Origin of the sequence: Bradyrhizobium iriomotense, from assembly GCF_018130765.1 — a bacterium.
Lineage (GTDB): Bacteria > Pseudomonadota > Alphaproteobacteria > Rhizobiales > Xanthobacteraceae > Bradyrhizobium > Bradyrhizobium iriomotense_A.
Map to the genome: position 1 here is coordinate 1 of NZ_JAFCJZ010000013.1, position 22,576 is coordinate 22,576.

A 22,576-nucleotide genomic window follows, 5' to 3' on the forward strand; every position below is an offset into this window, starting at 1 on the left:
CGCCTCGCAATCGGCCGGTTCGTTCCAGCCTGAGCAACCAAACCACCAATTCTTGCCCAGCCTCGACGGGTCAAACGCACTTCTTTAAATCCGAACAACAGCGACCGGCCGCCAAGCCATTGATTCCGCTGGCACCGGCTACTGTGCATGGGGTTGTTTTCGCACTTTTTGTCGATGGCCGGGCTCAGTGGCCTACAGAAACATGCCTGCCAGGTCGACCGTCGAGGACTTTCCGATCTGGTCGAAGTTTCGCGCCAGCCAGCTTCGCGCCGCCTCGCGGCCCTCGTCGCGCAGGCGACACAACAGGCTCCATTCGGGGTGGAACTGCGTGGCCGTGCCGAGCTGCGACATCAACTGGTCGTTGCCAATCCAATGCATGTACATGCGGCTATGCTTGTCGCTGTCGAGCTCGCCGTCGTCGATCAGCCGCGTGGCGAAGGCGATCGCACGCATCTCGCGCATCAAGGACGAATTGAAGCTGATCTCGTTGATGCGGTGGAGGACATCTGCTGCACTGGTCGGCAGCTCGTCGCGCCTGATCGCGGTGACCTGCACGATGATGACGTCGTGACTGCCCTTGCGGTAGATCAGCGGATAAATCGCGGGATTGCCGAGATAGCCGCCGTCCCAATAGTGCTCGCCGTCGATCTCGACGGCCTGGAAATAGGGCGGCAGGCAGGCCGAGGCGAGCACGGTTTCCGCCGTGAGCAGCGGGCTCTGGAACACCTTGATCTTGCCGGTGCGAACGTTGGTGGCGTTGAGAAACAGCTGCGGCGCCTCGGGCGAGGAATTGAGCCGGTCGAAATCGACCACGCGCTGCAGCAGCGAGCGAAGCGGATTGAAATGAAAGGGATTGAGCAGGCCCGGCGGCAGCGTGTGCGTCAGCGTGTGGATGACGGCGTGGACCGGATGATATTCCGGCGGCAGCCTCAGGGCCTGGATCCACTGATTCAGCGGCGACATCAAATCGTACGCCATGTCCATGCGCGACACCTCGTACCAGAATGCGTGCAGGCTCTCCCGCGCGGCCTCCGAACCTCCATGCGCCATGCCGGAGGCCATCGCGACCGCATTCATGGCGCCGGCACTGGTCGCGCTGATCGCCTCGATCGCCAACCTGCCGTCTTCGAGCACCTGGTCGAGCACGCCCCAGACGAAGGCGCCGTGCGCGCCGCCGCCCTGGAGCGCGAAGTTGACGTTCTTGCAATTCGTGGTCCCGTTGGCTGTCACTTTGCTTTCTTCTTGCCTCCCGTCCCCTCTTTCTCCAGCGCCTTGCGCACCTGCTCGAACTCCTCCAGCGAAGCCTTGTCGGCACGGGGAAAGCGTAGATCGAGCTTTTCCAGCGCGGCATTGATCACCGAGCCGATCACGACGCGGGCGAACCATTTGTGATCGGCGGGCACGACGTACCAGGGCGCATGGGAGGTCGCCGTGTGCCGGACAATGTCCTGGTAGACCGCCTGGTAGCGCGGCCACAGCGCGCGCTCCTTGATGTCGTCCATGGAGAATTTCCACTGCTTGGCCGGGTCCTCCAGCCGGTCGAGGAAGCGCTCGCGCTGTTCGTCCTTGGAGACGTTCAGGAAGAACTTCAGCACCACGGTGCCGTTGCGGCAGAGATAGCGCTCGAATGCGGAGATGTCCTCGAACCGCTCCGTCCAGATGCTCTTGGTGACGAGCTTTTGCGGCAGCTTCTCCTTGGCGAGGATCTCCGGATGCACGCGCGTCACCAGGCATTCCTCGTAATGGGAGCGGTTGAAGATGCCGATATGGCCGCGCTCGGGCAGCGCGACGACATGGCGCCAGAGGAAGTCGTGGTCGAGCTCCTTGCTGCTCGGGGCCTTGAAAGGCGTGACTTCGCAACCTTGCGGATTGATGCCCTCGAAGATCGCCTTGATCGCACTGTCCTTGCCGGCCGCGTCCATGGCCTGGAACACGATCAGCAGCGACCAGCGGTCCTGGGCGTAGAGCTTCTCCTGAAACTCGATCAGCCGCTTCTTGTTGGCGTCGAGAATCGCCTGCGCCTTCTCCTTGTCGAGATCGCCCTTCTCGTCGGTCTTGTGGTCCTTGAGGTGAAACTTGCCCGAGCCATCGTAGCGGAATGGCGTGATGTAGCGGTCAAGCTCCTGGGCGAGCGATTTGGACGGCTTCTTGCTCATGAGCGCGGGATACCTTGCGTTGCGGCTTCAGTCGGTCGAGCAAGCTACCAAGGATGCCCTTGGGAAGGAATATGATGAAGAGCACGAGCAGCACGCCGTAGACGAGATTGTCCCAGCCGACCGCCTTGGTGCCGAAGCCGATGCGCAGGGTCTCGGCCAGGAGGATGGTGATGATGGCGCCGACGGTCGGGCCGAGCGAGACGAACAGGCCGCCGACGATCGCCGCGAACACCATCTGCAGCGACACCGCGATGCCGCTGACCGTGTCGGGGGTGATGAACATCTGATACTGGCAGTAGATCGCCCCCGCGAGCGCGGTCATCACAGCGCTGAGCAGCGTGATCTTCAGCTTCTCGGCGGTGACGTCGACGCCGGCCGCGGCCGCGGCGTCCTCGTCCTCCGAGATCGCCTCCAGCGCATAGCGCGCCATGCTGCGGTCGACCCAGTGCCAGACCACGATGCCGAACAGCCAGACCGCGAGCGCGATCAGGTACCAGGTGGTCTTGTCGTCGAACTGCAGCGCCAGCAGCCTGTTGCCGGACGCGCGGTTCGGGGTGTAGCCGAGCGAGCCGCCGGTATAGTCGCGCGTCGCGGTGATGACCTGGAGCACGATGCCCGACAGCGCCAGCGTCACCAGCACGAAATAATGCCCGGTAATGCGGAAGCGGAAGCAGGGATAGCCGACGATCAGCGCCAGCGCGCCGGCCGCCGCCATGCTGATGGGAATGCCGATCCAGGGCGACAGTCCGAGGTGATTCCACAACAGCGCGGTGACGTAGGCACCGATGCCCATGAAACCGCCATGTCCGAGCGAGACGAGGCCAAACCGCCCCATCATCGACCACGACGTATAGGCGAACGACCAGATCAGGATCAGCACCAGGATGTGCAGATGATAGGGATCGCGATAGACGAAGGGCAGCGCGACCAGCGCCGCCAGTCCTATCCCCCATGCAGCAAGACGTCCCTGCCCCATCATCGGCGCCTCGCAAGCAGGCCCGCGGGCCGGATGAACATCATGACGATGAAGAAGGCGAAGGCCAGCACATAGCCCCATTCGAGGTCGGAGAACAGGCCGCCGAGCGAGATGATCTCGGCGAAGACGAAGGCGGCGATGAAGCCGCCGATGAAATTGCCGAGGCCCCCGAGCACGCAGATCAGGAAGGTGATCGGCCCGAAGGACAGCCCGACGAAGGGATGCACGTCATATTGCAGCACCAGCAGGCAAGCAGCGAGGCCGGCGAGCGCGCCGCCGAGCGCGGAGGTGATGAGATAGATGCGCTTCGTGTCGACGCCCATCAGCGCCATGATCTGCCGATCCTGCGAGATGGCGCGGATCGCGGTACCGGTGAAGGTGCGCGTCATGAACAGATAGACGGCGACCATGCCGACCAGCGCGGCCAGGAAGGACAGCAGTCGCGCGTAGCTGAAATTCATGTCGCCGAAGGCCAGCACCGGCAGGCGGATGCCGAGATTGCGGAAGTCGATGCCGAAGGCGACGGTGGCAAAGCTCTGCAGCACGAACAGCACGCCGCCCGTCGCGAGCAGCTGGTTGATCGGCGGTGCGGTCAGCAGCGGCGCGATCACGAGGTAGTGCAGCGCCGCGCCAAGCACGGCGACCAGCAGGATGGTGAGCGGGGCGGCAACGAAATAGCTGACGCCGTAATACTGCACCATGAAATACATGGCGTACATGCCGATCATCACCAGCTCGGCGTAGCAGATCCAGGTCACGTCGATGACGCCGAAGATCAAATTGAGCCCGAGCGCGAGCAGCGCCAGCACGCCGCCGAGCAGGATGCCGTTGATCACGGCCTCCAGCAGGTAGATGTCGAAAATGTCCAGGAACGCCTGCATGCCCGTCACACCCCGAGATAAGCTTCCTTGACCGTGTCGCTCGCCAGCATCTCGGCCGAGGTGCCGGACGCCCGGATCGTGCCGGCCTCGATCAGATAGGCGCGGTCGACCACCTTCAGCACCTGCTGCACGTTCTGCTCGACGATCAGCACCGTCAGCCCGCTGGCGCGGATCCGCTTCACGAGCTCGAACACCTGCTGCACCACGACCGGCGCCAACCCCGCCGACGGTTCGTCGAGCAGCAGCAGCTTTGGATTGGACATCATTGCGCGGCCGATCGCGCACATCTGCTGCTCGCCGCCGGACATTGTGCCGGCCATCTGGTGGCGGCGCTCCTTCAGACGCGGGAACAGGTCGAACACCACATCCAGCCGCTCGGCATATTGTCCGCGCGCCTCCTTCATGAAGGCGCCCATCTTGAGATTGTCGTCGACCGTGAGCTGCGGAAACAGCCGGCGGTTCTCCGGCACATGCGCAATGCCGAGGCTGACGATCTTGTGCGGCGGTGTCGCGACGACATCGACGCCTTCCATTTTGATCGATCCGCGCGAGGGGCGGATCAGGCCGGAGATGACGCGCATCAAGGTGGTCTTGCCGGCGCCGTTCGGGCCGATGACGCCGACGGCTTCGCCGGCCTTCACGTCGAGATTGACGTCGAACAGCGCCTGGAAGGTGCCGTAGCCGGCATTGACGCCGCGGAGCTCCAGCATCATTGGCCTCCCGCGCGGCGGCGCGCTTCGGCGGCCGCGGCCTGCGTGGTCTCGGCATCGGTGCCGAGATAGACCTCGATGACGCGTGGATCGCCGGCCACCGCGCTCGGAAGGCCTTCCGAGATCTTCTCGCCGTGATCGAGCACCATGACGCGGTCGACGACGCGCATCAGGACGCCCATGATGTGCTCGACCCAGATGATGGTGATGCCGAGCTCGTCGCGGATGTTGCGCAGCATGTCGGCGGCCTGGTCCATCTCGGCCTCGTCGAGGCCGCCGAGGCTCTCATCGGCAAGCAGCAGCTTTGGCGTGGTGGCGAGCGCCTTGGCAAGCTCGAGCTTCTTCAGCCCCGCAGCGCCAAGGCCATCGACGCTGGCATGGCGATCGGTCGGCAGGCCGACCATCGCCAGCGCGCGTTCGGCCGCCTCCTCGGCCCGGGCGCGGCTGTGGCGGCCCTGGCCGTAGAAGCCGGCGAGCGCGACGTTCTCGAAAATGCTCAAGCGACGGAACGGCCGCGGAATCTGGAAAGTCCGCCCGATGCCGCCATTGATGATCCGGTGCGGCGCAAGGCCCGCGATCTCGTGGCCGGCAAACAGGATCGAGCCGGAGGTCGGGGCCAGCGTGCCGGAGAGCATGTTGAAGATCGTGCTCTTGCCCGAGCCGTTAGGGCCGATCAGGCCGAGGATCTCGCCCTGGTCGACCCTGAACGACACGTTGTTCACGGCGGTGAAGCCGCCAAACCGCTTCACCAGCCCGCTGACTTCCAACACCGGAGCACTCCGCTACTGGTTGCTGTAGGTGGTGCCCTTGGGCAGCGGCAGCACGGCCTCACGCTGCGCCTGACTCTTGGGCCACACCACATGGGACTTGTCGTCGAGATACTGGATCACGACCGGGAAGGAGCGCTCGTTCTGACCCGCCATCGGCGTGCCCTCGCCGTAGAACTTGACGCCGAAGCCGAGCATGGTGCCGCCCTCGGGGATGTCAGTGTCGAGCGCGGCCTTGCGCAGCGCGTCCGGATCGACCCCGCCGTACTTCTTGATTGCGCGCGGCAGCACGTCGCTCATGAACAGGTAAGTGTTGGAGGCGCCGATGCCGACATGCGCCGAGCGGATCGCGACGCCGGGCTTGATCTTGTCGAACTCCTCGCCGACCATCTTGATGACGGGTGGAAGTTTCGGATCCATGGTCTTCTGGTTGGTGAGCCAGATCGAGATCGGATCGGCGTTGAAGATGTAGGTCGCGTCCGCGCCCATGCCCTCCTTCAGCTTCTCATACACCCCGTAGCCGGCGCCATGCCCCATCAGCGCGGCAAATTTCAAACCCTGCTCGCGGGCCTGACGCAGCAGCAAGGTGATGTCCGGATTATAGCCGGTATGGAAGATCACATCGGGCTTGGCGCGCTTCAGCTTGGTCACCAGCGCCGACAGATCCGGCGCGGTGGCCGAATAGCCTTCCTTGAGCACGACGTTGAAGCCCGCCTTCCTCGCGCCGGCCTCGTTACCTTTGGAGACGTCGACGCCATAGGCGCCGTCCTCGTGGATGATGGCAACCCGCAGGTCCTTCGGCTCCTTGCCGAGCTTCGCGCTGGCATTCTGCGCGATGAAATCCATCGTCATCATGCCGAACTGGTCGCCGCTCGCCTGCGGGCGGAAGACGTATTTGTAGCCCTTCTCGTTGAACACGGCCGACGAGATGCAGGTCGTCATCCACATGAACTTCTTGAGCTGCTCGACGCGCGATGCCACCGGCACGCATTGCGCCGAGGAGAAGAAGCCGAGCACCATGTCGACCTTCTCCTGCTCGAGCAGGCGAACGGATTCGTTGATGGCGATGTCGGGCTTGCTCTGTGCGTCGGCGTAGACCGCCTCGATCTTGTAGCCCTCGACGCCGGTCTTGGCGAAATGGTCGAGGATGATCTTCGTGCCGACGTAGTTCAGCTCAGAGCCGCCACCCGCGAGAGGCCCGGTCAGGTCGAAAACGACGCCGATCTTGATCTTCTTCTCTTGTGCCTCGGCCGAAGCCGCCAAGCCCGTCGCTGATATCGCGACCAACAGCCCACGTACCAAGCGGGCAGCCATGCGCAGGCGCATCTAAACCTCCCTGGACGATTGTGCATCGCATTCTTCGTGCTTTTGCTTTTTTGCCCATCACATGGGCTGCGCGCGGCGATGTCAAGCCTCGCGCTCAGCGCGAGGCGAACTGCTGCTCGACAAAGGCCGTGACAAATCGCGGCATGGCCGGCGTGAGATCGCTCATCCCGCGCACGAGATGAATGGCCGACAGTTCCGGTTCGGTCTCGCGTGCAAGGTTGGCCTCGATCCGGGCGCGGGCCACATCGCCCGGCATATCGAGGTTGAGAATCTGCATCATTGCAATCGACGACCCCGTGACGACGCAATGCCAACCGGGCTCGGCCCGGTAGTCGTCCGCCATCAACCCGGTCTCCTCGCCGAGTTCGCGGACGACACTGCCGGCAATGTCGAGCGCGCCATCGACGACGTCGTCGAGATCCGGCGTGCCCGAGGGGAAATAGATGCGGCCCGAATTGGCGGTGTGGGACGCCATCTCGCCCATGATGAAGGCACCGTCGGAAGCGCGCAGCGCGCCCATGCCAAAGCCGTTGAACACGTCCTTGTCGGGAAAGCCCCAGTCGCGCCAGGCGAGGAAGCTTGCAAAATCGGTCTCGAAATAGGTTGCAGAGAGATGCCCGCCGTTGAACGCCGCGTCCCGCCCGAGCAGGACGCGTCCGTTCCAGAGTTTTGGCCGTTCGCGCTGCTTCTCGGCGAAATGCGCCGCGATCGCGGCGCGCCGTTCCTCCGCGAACGGCCACACGATCGGCCGCACGGCAAGATCAAGCGTCGTGACGCGATGAATGAGAGGTGACGTCATGACACCTGATACCACGCCTTCGCGTCAGCTATTTGGCGCTCCCCGTGGTCTTCTTGGCCTGGTCGACAAATTTGTTGGTGAAGGTCTTGCTGACGTCGATCTTGGCGTTGGCCACCTCGGGCGAGCCGACGCTGAACACCGCAAGCACGGCGTCGGCGCCCTTCGGGTCCATCTTGCCGGTCTCGGAGAACATGGGGATCGTGTTCTTCAGCGCGGCGAGATAGAGCTCCTTGTTCTTGCCGACCGTCTCCTCCGGCATCTTCGCCATGATCTCCTCGGGCGAGTGCGAATGGATCCAGGCGAGCGTGGCGAGGATCGCATTGGTCAGCGCCTGAACCTCTTTCTCGTGGCCATTGACCCAGGCCGCGGTCGAGTACAGCGCGCCGCCCGGATATTCGCCACCGAACGTTTCGAGCGTGTCCTTCTGGGTGCGGGTGTCGCTGAGGATGCGCAGATCCTTGTGGCTGCCCTGGAGCACGGTGACGGAGGGATCGAGCATCACGGCGGCATCGATCTGCCCCTGCTCCATCGCGGCCACGGCGGTGGCGCCAAGGCCGACGCCGATCACGGCGGCGCTGGTGGGATCGAGCCCGTTCTTCTTGAGCATATATTTCAGGAAGAAGTCGGTGGAGGAGCCGGGCGCGCTGACACCGACCTTCTTGCCGGCGAGGTCCTTGACCGACTTGATGTCATTGGTGCGCGAGGGCGCGACCACCAGCACGAGGCCGGGATAGCGGTCATAGACCACGAAGGACTGGAGCTCCTGCTTTTTGGCGGCGAGGTTGACGCAATGGTCGAAATAGCCGGAGACGACGTCGGCACTGCCGCCGAGCACGGCCTTGAGCGCATCCGAGCCGCCCTTGAGGTCGACCAGCTCGACATTGAGGCCGGCCTTCTCGTACTCGCCGAGCTGCTTGGCCAGCACCGTCGGCAAGTAGCACAGGCAGGAGCCGCCGCCGACCGCGACGGTGACCTTGCTCTGGGCCGCGGCAAGCGAGGTGGTGAGCATCAGCGCGAGCAGCGCGCTGGCGAGCCTGACAATCGTGTTCTTCATTGGTTTCCTCCGTTCGGCCGGCGGCACCATAGAGCAGCGGGACGGGCTTGAGAAGCACTGCCTAGGTGGGCTGGCCATCGGCCCTTCGGCGCAATAGCATAGCTGAACAAGAACAATTCCTGATGGGGAGAATGATCCATGAATCGCCTTGTTGCCGGGCTGTCGCTCGCCGCCGCCTTTGCCGCCGGATGCGGCGCGAACCAGTTGCTCCGGCCGGCGCTCGCCGCCGAGAACATCACCGCGCAGCTCATCCACACCGGCGAGATGGAGGGCGATGCGCTCGGCCCCGCCAACAATGTCGGCTACCGGTCGAAGATGTTCGCGAGCGCCGACGGCGCCACCGTCTCGATCCAGGTCGGCAATGTGCCCAAGCACATGCATCCCAACACCAACGAGATCCAGTACATCCTGGAGGGGACCGGGACGATCTGGCTCGGCGACAAGGAGGTCACGGTCAAGCCGGGCGACCTCGTGATCATCCCAAAGGGCACGCCGCATGGCGGCACCAAGCCGATCAGCGGCCAGGTCAAGGCCATCGCGATCAAGACGCCGCCGCAGGCGCCGGATGACACCAAGCTGCTGGATTAGGCTTTCGCGCGATCGGGGGCTCGCGCCAATGCGCGGGCCCGTTCCGTGAATTCGCCACTAGATCGGACGCGCCTGTTTGCGGATCTCGTTCGCGATCGGCCTCAGGGTGTCAGTCGGAAGCTGGCCGACGAGGGTATAGCCCAGGCCACCGTCTGCCCAGGCGAAGCCCGCGACGTCGCCGGTCGACTGCGGCATCATCGGCGTATCCTGATTGCGGCCGCTCATCGGCCGCGTCAGCACGACGAGGCGGTCGCCGCGATTGTCGTCGTACATCAACATCGCGGCCGGACCGTGCGACGTGGCAACCAGTCGCCCGCCCATCAGCCTATAGCCCGCGACGGAGAGGTCCGGCACCTTGACCGGCTGTTTCAGCCGGTTGGAAACCCATTTCGTGAACTCAGCGCTGTCCGACGCGCGTATCTCGACCGGCCTCACATGGTCCGGCGCGTAAACGCCATAGGTGTAGGCTGCCTCCTGCGCCAATGCGGACAGTCCGGTCGAGTTCTCCTGCAATACGCTGCGCATGGTCCATCCGCCAAGGCCGCCAAGGCCGAGAAGCAACATCGCGGCTATCGCTCCCCACCCCCGCAGGGGACGCCGCTTGCGGTTCTCGATGATGTGCGACAGGTTCAATTCTGCCGGTAAGGGCTCGTCAGCGATTGACGCAAGCGCACCACGTAGCTGCTCACGCTGCTTGGCGAAGGCTGCAACGCGGCTGGCGACCTCCGGATGCTCGTCCAGATAGGATGCGACCTCCGCGCGGCGCTCAGGCTCAAGCGCCTGGTCCACATAGGCGTGAAGATCATCTTCCGTGATCGGCCGCTGGCTCATTTCAGGCTCCGCAATGCAACGACATTCCCCAGTCCAGCCCCATCCATTTCCTGCTGCAACCGCTCCCGTGCACGCGACAAGCGCGACATTACAGTGCCGACCGGAACGCCGAGAACTTTCGCAGCGTCCGCGTAGGAAAGATCCTCGACCGCGACCAGCAGCAAGACCGCCCGTTGCTCTTCCGGCAATCGCGCAAGCCTGCTCAGGACGTCCCGGTAGATCAGTCTTTGCTCCTGCGCTGCCGCACTGACGAGTTCCTGCTCGCCTGCATCGTCGATCGACATATGCCTGCCCCGCGCTGTGGTCTGGCGAAATTGCGTGACCGCCAGATTGTGAAGGATGGTGAACAGCCAGGCGCGGACGCTGCCGTCGCGCCGCTGATGCCAGCGGCTGACGGCGCGCTCCAGGCAGTCCTGGACCAAATCGTCAGCCGCCGCGCGATCGCGCATGAGTGCACGCGCATAGCGGCGGAGCGCGGGGATCAGCGGCTCGACCTGAACCAGCATATCCTTCATGACGCGCTCCGCCTCATCCCGGTTGCCGCCCGTCTAACGTCATCGCGCCTCGATTTGGACGGCCTCACCCGGCACGGCCGCGTCGCCGGCCGCAATCACCAGGTATCGCCTCGCAGCCGCGGCCGACTGGTCGACGATCTGCCGGATCGGGCCGGCAGCGTTGACGATGGCCGATCCGGCCGGATTGGTCATGAACGCCGCCAACGGCTGCAGCGGGCCGCTGCCATCGCCGTGGTCCGCCAGCGCCAGCACATATTTCTGCCTGGGCTGAAGCCCTGTCACCGAAGCTTGCAAGACCTGAATCAGGCCCTGATCGAACAACGACACGCTGGTCGGCGCCTTCCCGCCCCCTGCATCGCCCTTCGACACCAGTGCCAGATGAGCGACCTGGCCGGCAACGCCGAGAGCCTGCAGGTTTTGGCGGTCATCCGGATCTGGCGCCGCGTTCGGAACATACGCGATCGCCTGCGGTGCCTGGCCGATCGGAACGTTGGCAATCACCTTGTTGGTTGCCGTATCAATGGCCGCAAGCGCGTCGGCGTTCTCCAGCCCCACATAGATGCGGGTGCCGTCGCCGGACGGCCACACGCCATGCGGCAAATTACCGACCGGGATCGTGGCGACCTGCGAGAAGTCGTCGGTGCGGAACACCTTCACTTCGTTCAGGCCACCGACAGTGACATAGGCAAACGTGCCCTTGGCAGTATGCGCGAAGTTGACGTGATTTGTGATCGGACCAGTGTCGATGGTCTTGATCGCATTGAACGGCGGCCTCGCGTTGAATACCTGAGTCCGGCCGACATCTTTCAACGTGAACCAGACTTGGCTTCCATCCGGCGTCGCCGCGATGTTCGGGCAGAACGGGCTTTCCTGCTTCACCGTGGCAATGATCTTGTGCTCGGCCACCGCGACGACATCAGTCTCGGGATTGAAGGACGAGCAGATGTAGCCATACTTGCCATCGGGTGAGAAAATCTGCATCCCCGGCCCGTTCGGGGTCGTGATGCGGGTCTTCTCCTTGAAGCTGACCGGGTCGATGACCGAGATGTAGTTTTCCCCGCGGACGGTGACCCAGACCTCCTTGCCATCAGGGGTGAAGAACGCCTCGTGCGGCGACCTCCCGACATAGGTCACGTGCTTGACCGCGTTGGTCGCCGTATCGATGAAGCTCACGGAGTTCGAACCGATCGAGACCACGGCGAGTGTCTTGTGATCAGGCGAAAAGCCCATGCCATGCACGAGGACCTGGCCCTTGTAGAGCGGACTGAAATTGCCGGGTTGCGGGTCGCCCAGCCGGATCACGCCGAGCAGCTTGTTATCGACGGGGTCGGTGACCGAAACCGTGTTCGAGAACTGTTCTGCGGCGTACACGCGGTCGTGGTGGCTGATGGGAATATCCGGCGCGGACAGCACGCCCGGCGCCTGCCCCGCCCACGCGACAGAACCGGTGGCGAGCATCGTGGCTGCCAGGAAGATGCTCTTGATCATATTGCTTCGTGACGTGGTCATCTGCGGCTCCTACTTCTTCATTCCATTGGACATGTCCATCTGCATGCCCGGACGATGATGATCGGCTGCGACGGGAGCGGGTGGCGACTGGGTCGGAGCAGGCGTCGTATCCGTGGCTGGCTCGCCGATGGCGAGCTTCATGGCCGCGATTTCCTGCATCTGGTCGACGATGATTTCCTGGGCGATACGTCTCAGCTGCTCGTTCTTGCCGTAGCGCAATTCGATCACCGCCATGTCGATCGCGCCCTGATGATGCGGATTCATCATCGCGACGAAGTCACGATCGACATCGCCGGTCGGCTTGATCGCCATGTCGTTCATCATCTTGGTCATTGCGGCTTCGTTTTCTTCCAGGAACGCCCGTTCTTCAGCAGCCGGCGGAGCGGCAGGATGGGACTCATGCGCGAACGCGACCGGAGGCACCGCGAAGGCGACGAGAATGCACGCGGCGAGGGATGCCGTGCCGAGGCCGGGCCTGGGCCATCGACATCTGCCTGCGAACGCTGCTACGGCGCGGCGAAACTGTGAAGGTGACATCGAAAACTCCCATGCGGGTGGTTGCATGGGGGTTTGACGCGTGGGCGCGCGTTCTATTCCGGCCAGCCAATCACATAAATGTCAGCAGCAAGCGAGGCGGCCTAGCCGCGCCCGTCCGACGCCGTCGGCCGCCACACCAGGAGGCGCCGCTCGACCAGCGTCACCCCGTAGTCGATCAGGATGACGAAGGCCGACAGCACGAACATGCCGGCGAACACGCCGGCGACGTCGAACACGCCCTCGGCCTGCTGGATCAGATAGCCGAGCCCCGCCGCCGATCCCAGATACTCGCCGACCACCGCGCCGACCACGGCAAAGCCGACCGAGGTGTGCAGCGAGGAGAACATCCACGACAGCGCCGACGGCCAATAAACGTGCTGCATCAGCTGCCGCTCGCTCATGCCGAGCATGCGGCCGTTGTCGAGCACGGTGCGGCTGACCTCCTTGACGCCCTGATAGACGTTGAAGAAGACGATGAAGAACACCAGCGTCACGCCGAGCGCGACCTTGGACCAGATGCCGAGCCCGAGCCACAACGCAAAGATCGGCGCCAGCACCACGCGCGGCAATGCATTGACCATCTTGACGTAGGGGTCGAACACCGCGGCGACCAGCGGCTGGCGCGCGAACCAGAAGCCGATCAGCACACCACCGGCCGATCCAATCACGAAGGCAAGGATCGATTCCGCCAGCGTGATGCCGAGATGCTTCCAGATCACGCCGGACGCGAACCACTTCACGATCTGGCTAAACACGTCGAACGGATTGGAGAAGAAGAACGGCGGCAGCAGGATCTTGCCGAACACGGGCACGGTCGACAGCACTTGCCACAGCACGATGCACACAACCGCGACCAGGACTTGCAGTGCAAACAGCGTCGGGCGCGACATCAGACCGCCTCCGCCGCGTGGGTGGATTGCGCGTAGCCCTTCATCACCTCGTCCTTCAGCACGCTCCAGATCTCGCGATGGAGCGCATGGAACTCCTTGTCGAGGCGCACCTCGAAGATGTCGCGCGGGCGCGGCAGGCTGACGCGCCAGTCGCCGATAATGCGCGAGGACGGCCCCGCCGACATGATCACGACGCGGTCGGCGAGCGCGATCGCCTCTTCCAGATCATGGGTCACGAACAGCACCGCCTTGCGGTCGGCGTTCCACAAGTCGAGCAGCAGATTGCCCATCACCTGCCGCGTCTGCGCATCGAGCGGCCCGAACGGCTCGTCCATCAGCAGGATTTTTGGATCGCGGATCAGCACCTGCGCCAACGCAACGCGCTTGCGCTGGCCACCGGAGAGCATGTGCGGATAGCGGTTCGCGAAGGCGCCGAGGCCCACGGAGGTCAGCCATTTCCGGGCCTGCGGCAGCGCCTCGCTGCGCGGCGTGCCCTTGATCTCGAGCCCGATCGCGACGTTGTCGAGCGCTGTCTTCCAGGGGAAAAGCGCGTCGGCCTGGAACAAGTAACCGGCCTCCCGGTTCAGCCCCGCCAGCGGCCGGTCGAATATCTTGACGCTGCCGGCGGCTGGCTTGAGCAATCCGGCCGCGACATTGAGCAGCGTCGATTTCCCGCAGCCGGTCGGGCCGACGATGGCGACGAACTCGCCCTGCGCGACCGCAAGATGCGCCTTCTCCACCGCCGTATAGACCCGGCCGTCCCCCAGCCGGAACGCGACCTTGGCATCTTCCAGCGCCACTGCCGTGGGCGTTGTCATGTGTTTCCTCCGAATTCAGGCCGATGCCTTAGCCTCTCGCGCGGCCAAGTTCAATCAAGCCGCCAAGCGTGCTACGCATGGGTTGCCGGGGCGCTCTTACCCTCCCCTGGAGGGGGAGGGTCGCTGGGCATGTAGCGAAGCGAAATGCACAGCGGGGTGGGGTGACGGTCTTTCCACGTCCAACGCTACCCGTGTTGAGAGATCACCCCACCCCGCCCGCGCTTCGCGCGAGCGACCCTCCCCCTCCAGGGGAGGGTAAGGAAGAATGAGCCGCGTCGGATGTCTCCCAAGCCAGCAATCAGCTACCAGCACGTCACCAAGAGCTTCGGCTCCCTCAGGGCTGTGGACGATGTATCGCTCGACATCGCCGAGGGCGAGTTTCTGGCCATCGTGGGCGGGTCCGGCTCGGGCAAGACCACGCTGCTGCGGCTCGCCAACCGGTTGATCGAGGCCGACGGCGGCACGATCTTGGTTGAGGGCGAGGACGTGCAAAATGTCGATCCGGTCGCGCTGCGGCGCCGGATCGGCTACGTCTTCCAGAGCGGCGGGCTGTTTCCTCACTTGAGCGTCGCCGACAATATCGGGATCACGCCAAAGCTGCTGGGCGAGCCGGCAGCGGCAATCGCTGGGCGCGTCGACGAGCTGCTGGAGCTCGTGCAGCTCGACCGCGCATCGCATCGCGACCGTCTGCCCGAGGCACTCTCCGGCGGCCAGCGCCAGCGCGTCGGCGTGGCGCGGGCGCTCGCGGCAAAACCCCGCATCGTGCTGATGGACGAGCCGTTCGGCGCGCTCGATCCCCTCACCCGCGATGCGCTCGGCGACGACTATCGCGCACTGCACCGCAGCCTCGGCCTGACCACCGTGATGATCACGCATGACATGACCGAGGCGATCCTGCTCGCCGATCGTATCGCGGTGATGCGCGGCGGAAAGGTGCTGGCGCAGGGCACGCCCGCAGAGCTCTCGAGCAGCGACGATGCTTACGTGCTGGAGCTGCTGCGTACGCCGCGGCGCCAGGTCGATCGGTTGAACGCACTGCTGCCGCAGAGCGGTGCGGCATGAGCCTCTTCACCGATCCGCGCTGGGGTGAGGCGCTGTCACATCTGGCAGACTATCTCGGCAACCATGTGCGGGTGAGCCTTGCCGCGCTCGCGCTTGGCCTCGCCGTCAGCCTGCCGCTGGCGATCCTGACACGCAACCGTCCGGCGCCGCGCGGCATCCTGCTTGCACTCGCCAGCATCGTGCAGACGGTGCCGGGACTTGCACTGCTCGCGCTGTTCTATCCGCTGCTGCTGCTGGCGGCCTCGGTCACGCTCGCCTGGTTCGGCGTTTCCTTCTCCGCCTTCGGCTTCCTGCCGGCGATGCTGGCACTGGCGCTCTATTCGATGCTGCCGGTGCTGCGCAACGGCATCACCGGCCTCAACGGCATCGATCCCGCGCTGATCGAGGCCGCCAAGGGCGTTGGCATGACCGCACGGCAGTCGCTTGTCATGGTCGAGCTGCCGCTGGCGCTGCCGGTGATGATGGCGGGCATCCGCACCGCCACGGTGTGGGTGATCGGCACCGCGACGCTCTCGACGCCGATCGGGCAGACCAGCCTCGGCAACTACATCTTCGCCGGGCTGCAGACCCAGAACTGGGTGTTCGTGCTGTTCGGCTGCCTTGCTTCGGCCCTGCTCGCGCTCGCAGTCGACCAGTTGCTGGGCCTGATCGAGAGCGGCTTGCGCCTACGCAGCCGTCTGCGCAGCGGGCTCGGCGCGGTCGGGATCGCGGCACTGGTCGCGGCAACGCTGGTGCCGACCATGGGACGCTCGTCGCAAGGCTACGTCGTCGGGGCCAAGACGTTTGCCGAGCAATATGTGCTGTCGGCGCTGATGAGGGACCGCCTCCAGGCGGCAGGCCTCTCCGCCACGGCACGATCGGGCCTCGGCTCCAGCGTGATCTTCGAGGCGCTGAAGGCGGGCGACGTCGATCTCTATGTCGATTATTCCGGTACGCTCTGGGCCAATCAGCTCCATCGTACCGACATCAAGCCGCGCGCGGAGCTCGTGGCGGAACTGAAGACGGCGCTCGCGAGGGAGAACATCACCCTGCTCGGCGAGCTCGGCTTCGAGAACGCCTATGCGCTGGTAATGCCGAAGAAGCGCGCCGAGGCGCTTGGCATCCGCACCATCGCCGACCTCAGCGCACATGCCTCGACGCTGTCGATTGCCGGCGACTACGAATTCTTCTCGCGTCCCGAATGGGCGGCGCTGCAAAAGGCCTATGGGCTGCAGTTCCGTGCCCAGCGCCAGATGCAGCCGGACTTCATGTATGCGGCCGTTGCCAGCGGCGAGGTCGACGTCATCGCCGGCTACACCAGCGACGGCCTGATCGCGAAATATGATCTCACCGCGCTCGACGATCCCAAACACGCCATCCCACCTTACGACGCCATCCTGCTGCTGGCGCCGAAGCGCGCTGGCGACGAGCGATTGCAGGCGGCGCTCAAGCCGCTGCTCGGCAGGATCGACATCACCACCATGCGCGAAGCGAATTTGCGAGCCAGTGGAAACGACGCGAATTCGTCACCGGATGCGGTGGCGAAGTGGCTGTGGGGAAAGGTGGGCAAGCAGTAGGAGCGCGCCTCAAGCTCCGTCATCCTGAGGTGCGAGCCATGGGGCGCAACGCGCCGCATGGGGAGCCTCGAAGGATGCACGGCCTCCGATGCAGCCGGGCCGTCGCCCTTCGAGGCTCGCCGCACGGCGCGTTGCGCCGCGCAGCTCACGCCTCAGGGTGACGGGGAGAGAGCACTGCTCGCGGGCACGCGAACAACGCTTACAGCCCCCGGATCATCCCCGCATTGATCAGCAGCCGGTTCAGCCGCCGCGCCTCGGCGCCGTCCTTGCAGCCGTAGAAGAGGCCCTTGCAGCGGAGCATGATCGCCTTCTGCTCGGCGAAGGACGGGTCGAGCGGGATGCCGGCGGCTTCCTGGATCACCAGCGGCAGATAGGGGCCGTCGATCGTGTCCATCACGGCCTCGCTCTTGACCGGTTCGAAATTGACGGCGTCGATGGCGTAATAGGTCGCGTAGAGCCGCGGATCGTAGGCGTCGAGCTTCTTGCCGATCGCGCCCTCGTCGAGCCCTGGCTCGAGCAGGTTCGGCGCAAATTCGGGCTGATGATCGCCATAGCGCACGATCAGGAACGGCTCGCCGGGAAAGGTCTTCTTCAAGCCGGCAACGAACGCCTTGTACTGCTCGGCGCTCATCGCCTGCCGGCGCAGATATTCGTCGATGGACGCCACATTGCCCGGCGCGCGCCAGTTCGGCAGCAGGTCTGGGCGGAAGCGGGTCTCCCAGGGGAAATGATTGGCACCGAGATAGATGAAGGTGAACAGCGGCTTGTTCGGCGTCCGCTCTCCCATCAGCTGGAGCGCCCTGTCGTAGAAGAAGCTGTCGGGCTCGACGTCCTTGGCGCCGAGGTCCTTGGAGTCGAGAAAGCGCTCGATGCCGGTCGTCATCTGGAAGCTGCGCGCACCCATGAAGCCGCCATAGGCGGGATAGAGCGAGAGGGTGTCGTAGCCGCAGCGGCGCAGCGCCAGCGGCAGTCCGCGCTCGACGCGGCTCGAGGCGATGCGCGTCACGAAATAGGCGAAGCGGCCGAACGAGCGCGAGGAGAGCCCTGCGAGCACGTTGTATTCGGTGAACCAGCTCGGTCCGCCATTGCTCTCGGCGAGGAAGCTGCGCTGCTTGCCGTCCCACGATTTGAAATGATCGCCATAGCGCGGCGGCACCTTGATGCCCTGTGCAGCGCGGATGTCGAAGCTGGATTCATCATGGATCATGATGATGTTCGGCCGGCGGCCCGCAGGGTGGCAGGCATCGACCAGCGGCATGTTGAGCCGCTCGTTGGTCGAGGCGGCCGATTCCATGAAGCCGTACTGCGCAAAATCGGAGACGGCGCTGACGCCCGAGCGGAAGAACTTCGAGAGATAGCCGTCGTCGTAATAGCCGCGCCAGGCCTCGTCCGGATGATAGAGCGAATAGCCGACGAGGGCGGCGAGACAGGCGAGCTTGCAGGCGAGTGCCGGCAGGCGGCGGATGCGGAACGGGTCGAGCCACCACAGCGCATACATCAGCGGCAGCGTGACGAGACCGGCCATGATCACCGACCAGCGCAAATTCGGGAAGATCGTGAACAGGAACGCGACCGTGTCGCGGTCGATCATCATCAGGTCGATGAAGTTCACCGTCATCTGGACGACGTCGTGCTTGAGCCGCGACAGCAGCACCAGCACGACGACCATGGTCAGCGACAGCGCGCCCGACAGCGCCGGCCGGCGCAATAGCGTGATCCAGAAGAAGTTGAGGATGCCCCAGGCGAGAACGAAGGACAGGCGCGAGCCGAAATCGGTCTCGGTCTCGTACATCAGCGCGAGCGCGGCCAGATGTGGCGCCGCGACCGCGAGCAGCCGCCAGATGCCGAGCGCGGCGACGCTCGCCAGAACGGCGGTGGTGGCGGAAGGACCTGGATTGGGCGCGGACGCCATCGACGGCACGCAACTCTGGTCCGGCGCGGGTATGCAAAGCCGTCTGGCCGGTCCTCAAGACGGCTAGGGCGTCCGGCGCAGCCGGAAACCTGCACCGTGTCATAAAACTGTAACGGAATGGTCAAGGACAGGCAACGTGCGCTGCGGTCCGACCTTCGCTTAATGGTGGTGGGTGGCGAAGCACCGCCCGCCGTGTCCCCCTCAGCGCTTGGCGATCCCGGCGATGAACAGGTCGATCACCTCTTCCGCCATCCGCTCGATCTCACCCTCCTCGACGCCCCAGCGCGGAAAATGGCCGTCGAGATTCATCCGGGCGAAACCGTAGACCAGGGCACGGCCGGCGATCTGGATGGGCTTGAGGTCGGCCGACCGCAGCAGGCCCTGCGCGGCCGCGTCAGCCAGCATCTGCTCCGTCAGCGCGATCAGCTCGGCGTTGTCACGCGTCAGCTCTACCGAGCTGCCATGGGCGAAGTAACGCCCCGTCGAGATGATCTCGAAATGTGCAGGGTTGCGCATGGCCCAGCGCAAATAAGCGAGGCCAAAGGCGCGGAAGCGGAGAAGCGGGTCGGCGGCCGGAGCATCACCCAGCGCCGCCTCGATCTCGGTTCGGAAGCGCCGCTGCGCCTCCTCGGCCGCCGCCGCCATCAGCGCATCGCGGTTGGGGAAGTGCCGGAACGGCGCCCCTGGCGACACCGCAGCCCGGCGCGCGGCTTCACGGACCGAGACGTCGGCGCCTTCCGCGGCGAGTTGCAACGCAGCGTCGATCAACACGCGGCGGAGATCGCCATGATGGTACGGCCGGGCTTCGAGCGTTTGGCGGCGGGCACGCGGCTTGGAGGTCGGACTGGCGGACATGGCACCTTCTAGCATCACTCCATCGTGAATGTAAGCAGCGATTACACCGTTGACGGACACGTGATCCCCAAATGTAATCGTCGATTACATAAAGAAGGAGATCGCCATGTCGCATCGTCAAGGCTGGCTGGAAGGCTGGCGGCTGCTTGCCGCGCTCGTCGTGAGCCTGATCGCCCTGAGCCTGGGGATCGCCGCGATCCGGCACTTCGAGGTCGAGGGCGTGCGAATGGTGATCCGCTTCACGGCGCGAAGCTCGCTCACGCTGTTCTGCCTCGCCTTCAGTGCCGGGGCGCTGGCGCGGCTGTGGCCGAATGCCTGGACGCGCTGGCAGCATCGCAATCGCCGCTATCTGGGCCTCAGCTTCGCGGCCTCCCACGCCATCCACGCGGCTGCCATCGTCGCCTTCGCCAGAATGGATCCAGCCGGCTTTGCCGAGGCGACCTCGGCGGCCTCCTACATCTTCGGCGGCATCGGTTATGCCGCGATCATCGCCATGAGCGCGACCTCGTTCGACCGCACCGCCGCGCTGCTCGGGTCGCGTGCCTTTCGCGCGCTGCACCTTGTAGGCGGCTATTACCTCTGGCTCCAGTTCATGGTGTCGTTCGGCAAGCGCGTGCCCGCGATGCCGCTCTATGCCGCCTTCCTCCTTCCGCTGCTTGCCGTGATGGCGCTGCGGCTGATCGCGATGGCCGCCCATCCACGCGGACGGACGGCCGAAGCGAACTGAACGACGGTCACCCCGGCGGCAGCAATCCGAGCCGCTTGGCGATGATGCGGTCCAGCGTCCGTTTCGGCAGTACGGCGCCGATCAGGTGTCGCACCGGATCCGGCGTGATCTGGTAGCGCACCTTGGGGCTCGCTGCGGTCAACGCCTCGAACACGATCTCGGCGATGCGCTCGGCCGGCAGGCCCTTTGCGCCGAGCTCCATCATGAAGGCCATGACCTTGTTCAGCGCCGGCAGATAGGGTGAGTTCTTGTAGACGGAGAGATCGATCTCTTCGGCCTTGCTCCAGATCGGCGTCCTGACCGCGCCGGGGGCGACGATGATGACGTCGATGCCAAACAGCATCAGCTCGCGGCGCAGGCTTTCCGACAAACCCTCGACGGCGTGCTTGGAAGTGCAGTAAGGCGCCGACAACGGATTGCCGTTCTTGCCCGCAACCGAGCTGATCATCACGATCCGCCCCTTCGGCCCCTTCAGCGAGGGATCTGCGCCGAGCAGCGGCCCGAACGCCTGTGTCGCGATCACAGGCCCGATGACGTTGATGTCCATCTGGCGGCGGAAATCATCCGCCGACAATTCGAGCACGGGACCGGCGACCGCAATGCCGGCATTGTTGACGAGGCCGGCCAGCGTCTCCCCGCCCAGCGCCTCGCGCACTCTTCGCGCCGCAACGAGGACTGCCGCCTCGTCGGTGACGTCGAACAGGAGCGGCGTGAAGTTCGCACCGAACTCCCCCTGAAGCCGGTCGGCATCGGCCTGTCTGCGGACGCTGCCGAACACGCGATAGCCGCGCCCGATCAGGAATTTTGCAATGGCCCAGCCGATGCCCGTGGACGCGCCGGTGACGACGACAGACCGCATGGTTTCCCCCCTCGCGTTTCCCGCGATCATGTAGAGGGGAAGACGCCGGTGCGCAATGCCGCCCAACGCTCGGGCAGGCGCAGCAGTTTACGTCGATCAGCTAGTGGACAGGATCCCGCCCGGCCCGCTCGCGAAGCCGGAAGAACTGGAGCGCAGCTTTCGCGGTACTTGGCTTCAACCGGAGGAAGCTCGCAAAGCACTCCTCCAATCGCTCTTTCGACCGTTCTTTCGGCTCCTGGGCCAAGCCGGGCTGAAACGTCAGGAGCGCCTTCGTCGTATCCCAGGACAGACCGATGGCCTTCGCCAGGATGAGAATCTGCTCGGGCTCAGAGCGGACCAGCGCGCGCTCGATCGCCCCAATTGGCAGGTCGGTCATGAGCGACAGCGCAACCGCGGTCTTGTCGAAGCTTCGCGCGCCGACGAAGCCGAGCACGCGCGCCTCGTCGAGTTGCCCGTCCGTATGCAGGGACCTCACCTCGGCCAACGCCCGCGCATGCTCGCTTGAGCCTGCCCGCGCCATCGACTGCAGCTCATCGGAGCCCTCCGCGATGGCGCTTCGAACGAGGGCCGCCTGGCGCGGATCGGCCGATTCAAGCTTGCGCCTCACCATCTCGGACGCATGAACGAACAATTTCAGCAGGGTTTCACGCGGAATGTCGGGGCGGGCCCAGATGCACATGGCAAGCGCGCCATTGTCCCGCGCCCGCCTGATGAGCCCAGACATTCCCTGGGCCGAGAAGCTGGCTCCGCCGTTGCTGGCGGTCCGCACGGCGACAGCGTTGTTGCCGCGCTCGACGAGGACATCGGTGACGGGCTCTGTCAACCGGATGCGGCCGGCGATGGCCAGCAGGTGATCCTGGCTCTTGGTCCGCGCATTCTCCGCCAGGCTCGCCTCGTCGAGCCGTGGCGAATGCTCCAGGACCGGCGCCGCCACCTCCGGTGCGTCGTCGAACGCCAGCATGCGGATCGTCCGGCGCGGCGCGTCGGGCAATCTGGAAAGCCGGCTCCCGAAGGCCGCCCGGGCGGTGCATTCGATGTGCTTGAGCAGAGTGCTCATCACCTCGTCGAACAGATCGATCTGCGCGTCCGTAAACTTGCTCGAGCCGAACACAAAGAGATCGGCGACGTGCCGCAGGAGTTCGGCGCGCTTCGACAGCTCCGGGTTCGCCAGCGCGAGCTCGAGTTGATCGATCAGGCTGTTCTCCAGATTCACCTCTCCTACTGGCAATTGAGTTGCCTGTGTTCCTG

Annotated in this window: 23 protein-coding genes; 4 read left to right on the top strand and 19 right to left on the bottom strand. The window is 64.8% G+C overall.

All coding sequences use genetic code 11. The features are described 5' to 3' along the window. Window positions 1–192: 192 nt before the first annotated feature. From JQ635_RS21880 to JQ635_RS21920, 9 genes are all read right to left on the bottom strand, one after another. Window positions 193–1,230, bottom strand: coding sequence for a patatin-like phospholipase family protein (locus JQ635_RS21880; protein WP_211411848.1), 1,038 nt, complete (start codon window positions 1,228–1,230; stop codon window positions 193–195). Then, window positions 1,227–2,156, bottom strand: a complete 930-nt coding sequence (locus JQ635_RS21885) for a polyphosphate kinase 2 family protein (protein WP_211411849.1) — start codon at window positions 2,154–2,156, stop codon at window positions 1,227–1,229. Before JQ635_RS21885 ends, JQ635_RS21880 begins: the two co-directional genes overlap by 4 nt. Further along, window positions 2,116–3,135, bottom strand: coding sequence for a branched-chain amino acid ABC transporter permease (locus JQ635_RS21890; protein ID WP_211411850.1), 1,020 nt, complete (start codon window positions 3,133–3,135; stop codon window positions 2,116–2,118). Before JQ635_RS21890 ends, JQ635_RS21885 begins: the two co-directional genes overlap by 41 nt. Beyond that, on the bottom strand, window positions 3,132–4,013 hold the full coding sequence (locus tag JQ635_RS21895) for a branched-chain amino acid ABC transporter permease (RefSeq protein ID WP_211411851.1): 882 nt from the start codon (window positions 4,011–4,013) through the stop codon (window positions 3,132–3,134). Before JQ635_RS21895 ends, JQ635_RS21890 begins: the two co-directional genes overlap by 4 nt. A gap of 5 nt (window positions 4,014–4,018) precedes the next feature. Then, window positions 4,019–4,723 carry an ABC transporter ATP-binding protein gene (locus JQ635_RS21900; protein ID WP_211411852.1) on the bottom strand — a complete coding sequence of 235 codons (705 nt, stop codon included), beginning with the start codon at window positions 4,721–4,723 and terminating at the stop codon, window positions 4,019–4,021. After that, window positions 4,723–5,493, bottom strand: coding sequence for an ABC transporter ATP-binding protein (locus tag JQ635_RS21905; RefSeq protein ID WP_211411853.1), 771 nt, complete (start codon window positions 5,491–5,493; stop codon window positions 4,723–4,725). The genes JQ635_RS21900 and JQ635_RS21905 overlap by 1 nt, the downstream gene beginning before the upstream one ends. A gap of 12 nt (window positions 5,494–5,505) precedes the next feature. Then, window positions 5,506–6,816 (bottom strand): ABC transporter substrate-binding protein, encoded by a 1,311-nt coding sequence (locus tag JQ635_RS21910; RefSeq protein ID WP_211411854.1) that lies wholly within the window; start codon window positions 6,814–6,816, stop codon window positions 5,506–5,508. Window positions 6,817–6,910: 94 nt separating this feature from the next. Then, on the bottom strand, window positions 6,911–7,615 hold the full coding sequence (locus JQ635_RS21915; RefSeq protein WP_211411855.1) for an NUDIX hydrolase: 705 nt from the start codon (window positions 7,613–7,615) through the stop codon (window positions 6,911–6,913). A 28-nt stretch (window positions 7,616–7,643) separates the two neighbouring features. Beyond that, a complete protein-coding gene (locus tag JQ635_RS21920; protein WP_211411856.1) occupies window positions 7,644–8,669 on the bottom strand; it encodes an ABC transporter substrate-binding protein in 1,026 nt (341 codons plus the stop codon). Between the two features lie 138 nt (window positions 8,670–8,807). Here JQ635_RS21920 and JQ635_RS21925 point away from each other — a divergent pair, with 138 nt between their 5' ends. Next, window positions 8,808–9,257 (top strand): cupin domain-containing protein, encoded by a 450-nt coding sequence (locus JQ635_RS21925; RefSeq protein ID WP_211411857.1) that lies wholly within the window; start codon window positions 8,808–8,810, stop codon window positions 9,255–9,257. A gap of 57 nt (window positions 9,258–9,314) precedes the next feature. Here the strand turns inward: JQ635_RS21925 and JQ635_RS21930 are convergent, their stop codons facing one another. From JQ635_RS21930 to JQ635_RS21955, 6 genes are all read right to left on the bottom strand, one after another. After that, entirely contained in the window at window positions 9,315–10,088 is a 774-nt protein-coding gene (locus JQ635_RS21930) for an anti-sigma factor family protein (protein ID WP_211411858.1), read from the bottom strand. Then, entirely contained in the window at window positions 10,085–10,603 is a 519-nt protein-coding gene (locus tag JQ635_RS21935) for a sigma-70 family RNA polymerase sigma factor (protein ID WP_211411859.1), read from the bottom strand. The genes JQ635_RS21930 and JQ635_RS21935 overlap by 4 nt, the downstream gene beginning before the upstream one ends. Before the next feature lie 39 nt (window positions 10,604–10,642). Continuing rightward, a complete protein-coding gene (locus JQ635_RS21940) occupies window positions 10,643–12,112 on the bottom strand; it encodes a YncE family protein (protein ID WP_211411860.1) in 1,470 nt (489 codons plus the stop codon). Between the two features lie 9 nt (window positions 12,113–12,121). Next, window positions 12,122–12,649 carry a DUF305 domain-containing protein gene (locus tag JQ635_RS21945; protein WP_211411861.1) on the bottom strand — a complete coding sequence of 176 codons (528 nt, stop codon included), beginning with the start codon at window positions 12,647–12,649 and terminating at the stop codon, window positions 12,122–12,124. A gap of 101 nt (window positions 12,650–12,750) precedes the next feature. Then, window positions 12,751–13,539 (bottom strand): ABC transporter permease, encoded by a 789-nt coding sequence (locus tag JQ635_RS21950; RefSeq protein WP_211411862.1) that lies wholly within the window; start codon window positions 13,537–13,539, stop codon window positions 12,751–12,753. Further along, the gene (locus JQ635_RS21955) at window positions 13,539–14,357 is read right to left on the bottom strand and encodes an ABC transporter ATP-binding protein (protein WP_211411863.1); all 819 of its coding nucleotides are present in this window, start codon (window positions 14,355–14,357) and stop codon (window positions 13,539–13,541) included. The genes JQ635_RS21950 and JQ635_RS21955 overlap by 1 nt, the downstream gene beginning before the upstream one ends. Before the next feature lie 279 nt (window positions 14,358–14,636). Here JQ635_RS21955 and JQ635_RS21960 point away from each other — a divergent pair, with 279 nt between their 5' ends. Both JQ635_RS21960 and JQ635_RS21965 read left to right on the top strand, forming a co-directional pair. Further along, complete coding sequence (locus tag JQ635_RS21960) at window positions 14,637–15,419, top strand: ATP-binding cassette domain-containing protein (RefSeq protein WP_211411864.1); 783 nt, start codon at window positions 14,637–14,639, stop codon at window positions 15,417–15,419. Next, window positions 15,416–16,975: a glycine betaine ABC transporter substrate-binding protein gene (locus JQ635_RS21965; protein ID WP_211411865.1), complete on the top strand. Its 1,560-nt coding sequence runs from the start codon at window positions 15,416–15,418 to the stop codon at window positions 16,973–16,975. The genes JQ635_RS21960 and JQ635_RS21965 overlap by 4 nt, the downstream gene beginning before the upstream one ends. 199 nt (window positions 16,976–17,174) lie before the next feature. Here JQ635_RS21965 and JQ635_RS21970 read toward each other — a convergent pair whose 3' ends face one another. After that, complete coding sequence (locus JQ635_RS21970) at window positions 17,175–18,887, bottom strand: sulfatase-like hydrolase/transferase (RefSeq protein ID WP_211411866.1); 1,713 nt, start codon at window positions 18,885–18,887, stop codon at window positions 17,175–17,177. Between the two features lie 201 nt (window positions 18,888–19,088). Continuing rightward, on the bottom strand, window positions 19,089–19,802 hold the full coding sequence (locus JQ635_RS21975; RefSeq protein ID WP_349631877.1) for a TetR/AcrR family transcriptional regulator: 714 nt from the start codon (window positions 19,800–19,802) through the stop codon (window positions 19,089–19,091). A 46-nt stretch (window positions 19,803–19,848) separates the two neighbouring features. Between JQ635_RS21975 and JQ635_RS21980 the strand changes: the two genes are divergently transcribed. Next, complete coding sequence (locus JQ635_RS21980; RefSeq protein ID WP_211411867.1) at window positions 19,849–20,469, top strand: hypothetical protein; 621 nt, start codon at window positions 19,849–19,851, stop codon at window positions 20,467–20,469. 7 nt (window positions 20,470–20,476) lie between these two features. On the opposite strand, the gene JQ635_RS21985 is transcribed toward JQ635_RS21980, so the two are convergent. Together JQ635_RS21985 and JQ635_RS21990 are read right to left on the bottom strand one after the other, a co-directional pair. Then, the gene (locus JQ635_RS21985) at window positions 20,477–21,328 is read right to left on the bottom strand and encodes an SDR family oxidoreductase (protein WP_211411868.1); all 852 of its coding nucleotides are present in this window, start codon (window positions 21,326–21,328) and stop codon (window positions 20,477–20,479) included. 100 nt (window positions 21,329–21,428) lie between these two features. Further along, on the bottom strand, window positions 21,429–22,541 hold the full coding sequence (locus JQ635_RS21990; protein WP_211411869.1) for a DUF2336 domain-containing protein: 1,113 nt from the start codon (window positions 22,539–22,541) through the stop codon (window positions 21,429–21,431). Window positions 22,542–22,576 lie beyond the last annotated feature (35 nt).

Bases quoted from the DNA above. Each gene is read 5' to 3' on its own strand.
- JQ635_RS21885 (WP_211411849.1), bottom strand. From the start codon at position 2,156: ATGAGCAAGAAGCCGTCCAAATCGCTCGCCCAGGAGCTTGACCGCTAC.
- JQ635_RS21890 (WP_211411850.1), bottom strand. From the start codon at position 3,135: ATGATGGGGCAGGGACGTCTTGCTGCATGGGGGATAGGACTGGCGGCG.
- JQ635_RS21895 (WP_211411851.1), bottom strand. From the start codon at position 4,013: ATGCAGGCGTTCCTGGACATTTTCGACATCTACCTGCTGGAGGCCGTG.
- JQ635_RS21900 (WP_211411852.1), bottom strand. From the start codon at position 4,723: ATGCTGGAGCTCCGCGGCGTCAATGCCGGCTACGGCACCTTCCAGGCG.
- JQ635_RS21910 (WP_211411854.1), bottom strand. From the start codon at position 6,816: ATGCGCCTGCGCATGGCTGCCCGCTTGGTACGTGGGCTGTTGGTCGCG.
- JQ635_RS21915 (WP_211411855.1), bottom strand. From the start codon at position 7,615: ATGACGTCACCTCTCATTCATCGCGTCACGACGCTTGATCTTGCCGTG.
- JQ635_RS21920 (WP_211411856.1), bottom strand. From the start codon at position 8,669: ATGAAGAACACGATTGTCAGGCTCGCCAGCGCGCTGCTCGCGCTGATG.
- JQ635_RS21925 (WP_211411857.1), top strand. From the start codon at position 8,808: ATGAATCGCCTTGTTGCCGGGCTGTCGCTCGCCGCCGCCTTTGCCGCC.
- JQ635_RS21930 (WP_211411858.1), bottom strand. From the start codon at position 10,088: ATGAGCCAGCGGCCGATCACGGAAGATGATCTTCACGCCTATGTGGAC.
- JQ635_RS21935 (WP_211411859.1), bottom strand. From the start codon at position 10,603: ATGAAGGATATGCTGGTTCAGGTCGAGCCGCTGATCCCCGCGCTCCGC.
- JQ635_RS21940 (WP_211411860.1), bottom strand. From the start codon at position 12,112: ATGACCACGTCACGAAGCAATATGATCAAGAGCATCTTCCTGGCAGCC.
- JQ635_RS21945 (WP_211411861.1), bottom strand. From the start codon at position 12,649: ATGTCACCTTCACAGTTTCGCCGCGCCGTAGCAGCGTTCGCAGGCAGA.
- JQ635_RS21950 (WP_211411862.1), bottom strand. From the start codon at position 13,539: ATGTCGCGCCCGACGCTGTTTGCACTGCAAGTCCTGGTCGCGGTTGTG.
- JQ635_RS21955 (WP_211411863.1), bottom strand. From the start codon at position 14,357: ATGACAACGCCCACGGCAGTGGCGCTGGAAGATGCCAAGGTCGCGTTC.
- JQ635_RS21960 (WP_211411864.1), top strand. From the start codon at position 14,637: ATGTCTCCCAAGCCAGCAATCAGCTACCAGCACGTCACCAAGAGCTTC.
- JQ635_RS21965 (WP_211411865.1), top strand. From the start codon at position 15,416: ATGAGCCTCTTCACCGATCCGCGCTGGGGTGAGGCGCTGTCACATCTG.
- JQ635_RS21970 (WP_211411866.1), bottom strand. From the start codon at position 18,887: ATGGCGTCCGCGCCCAATCCAGGTCCTTCCGCCACCACCGCCGTTCTG.
- JQ635_RS21980 (WP_211411867.1), top strand. From the start codon at position 19,849: ATGTCGCATCGTCAAGGCTGGCTGGAAGGCTGGCGGCTGCTTGCCGCG.
- JQ635_RS21985 (WP_211411868.1), bottom strand. From the start codon at position 21,328: ATGCGGTCTGTCGTCGTCACCGGCGCGTCCACGGGCATCGGCTGGGCC.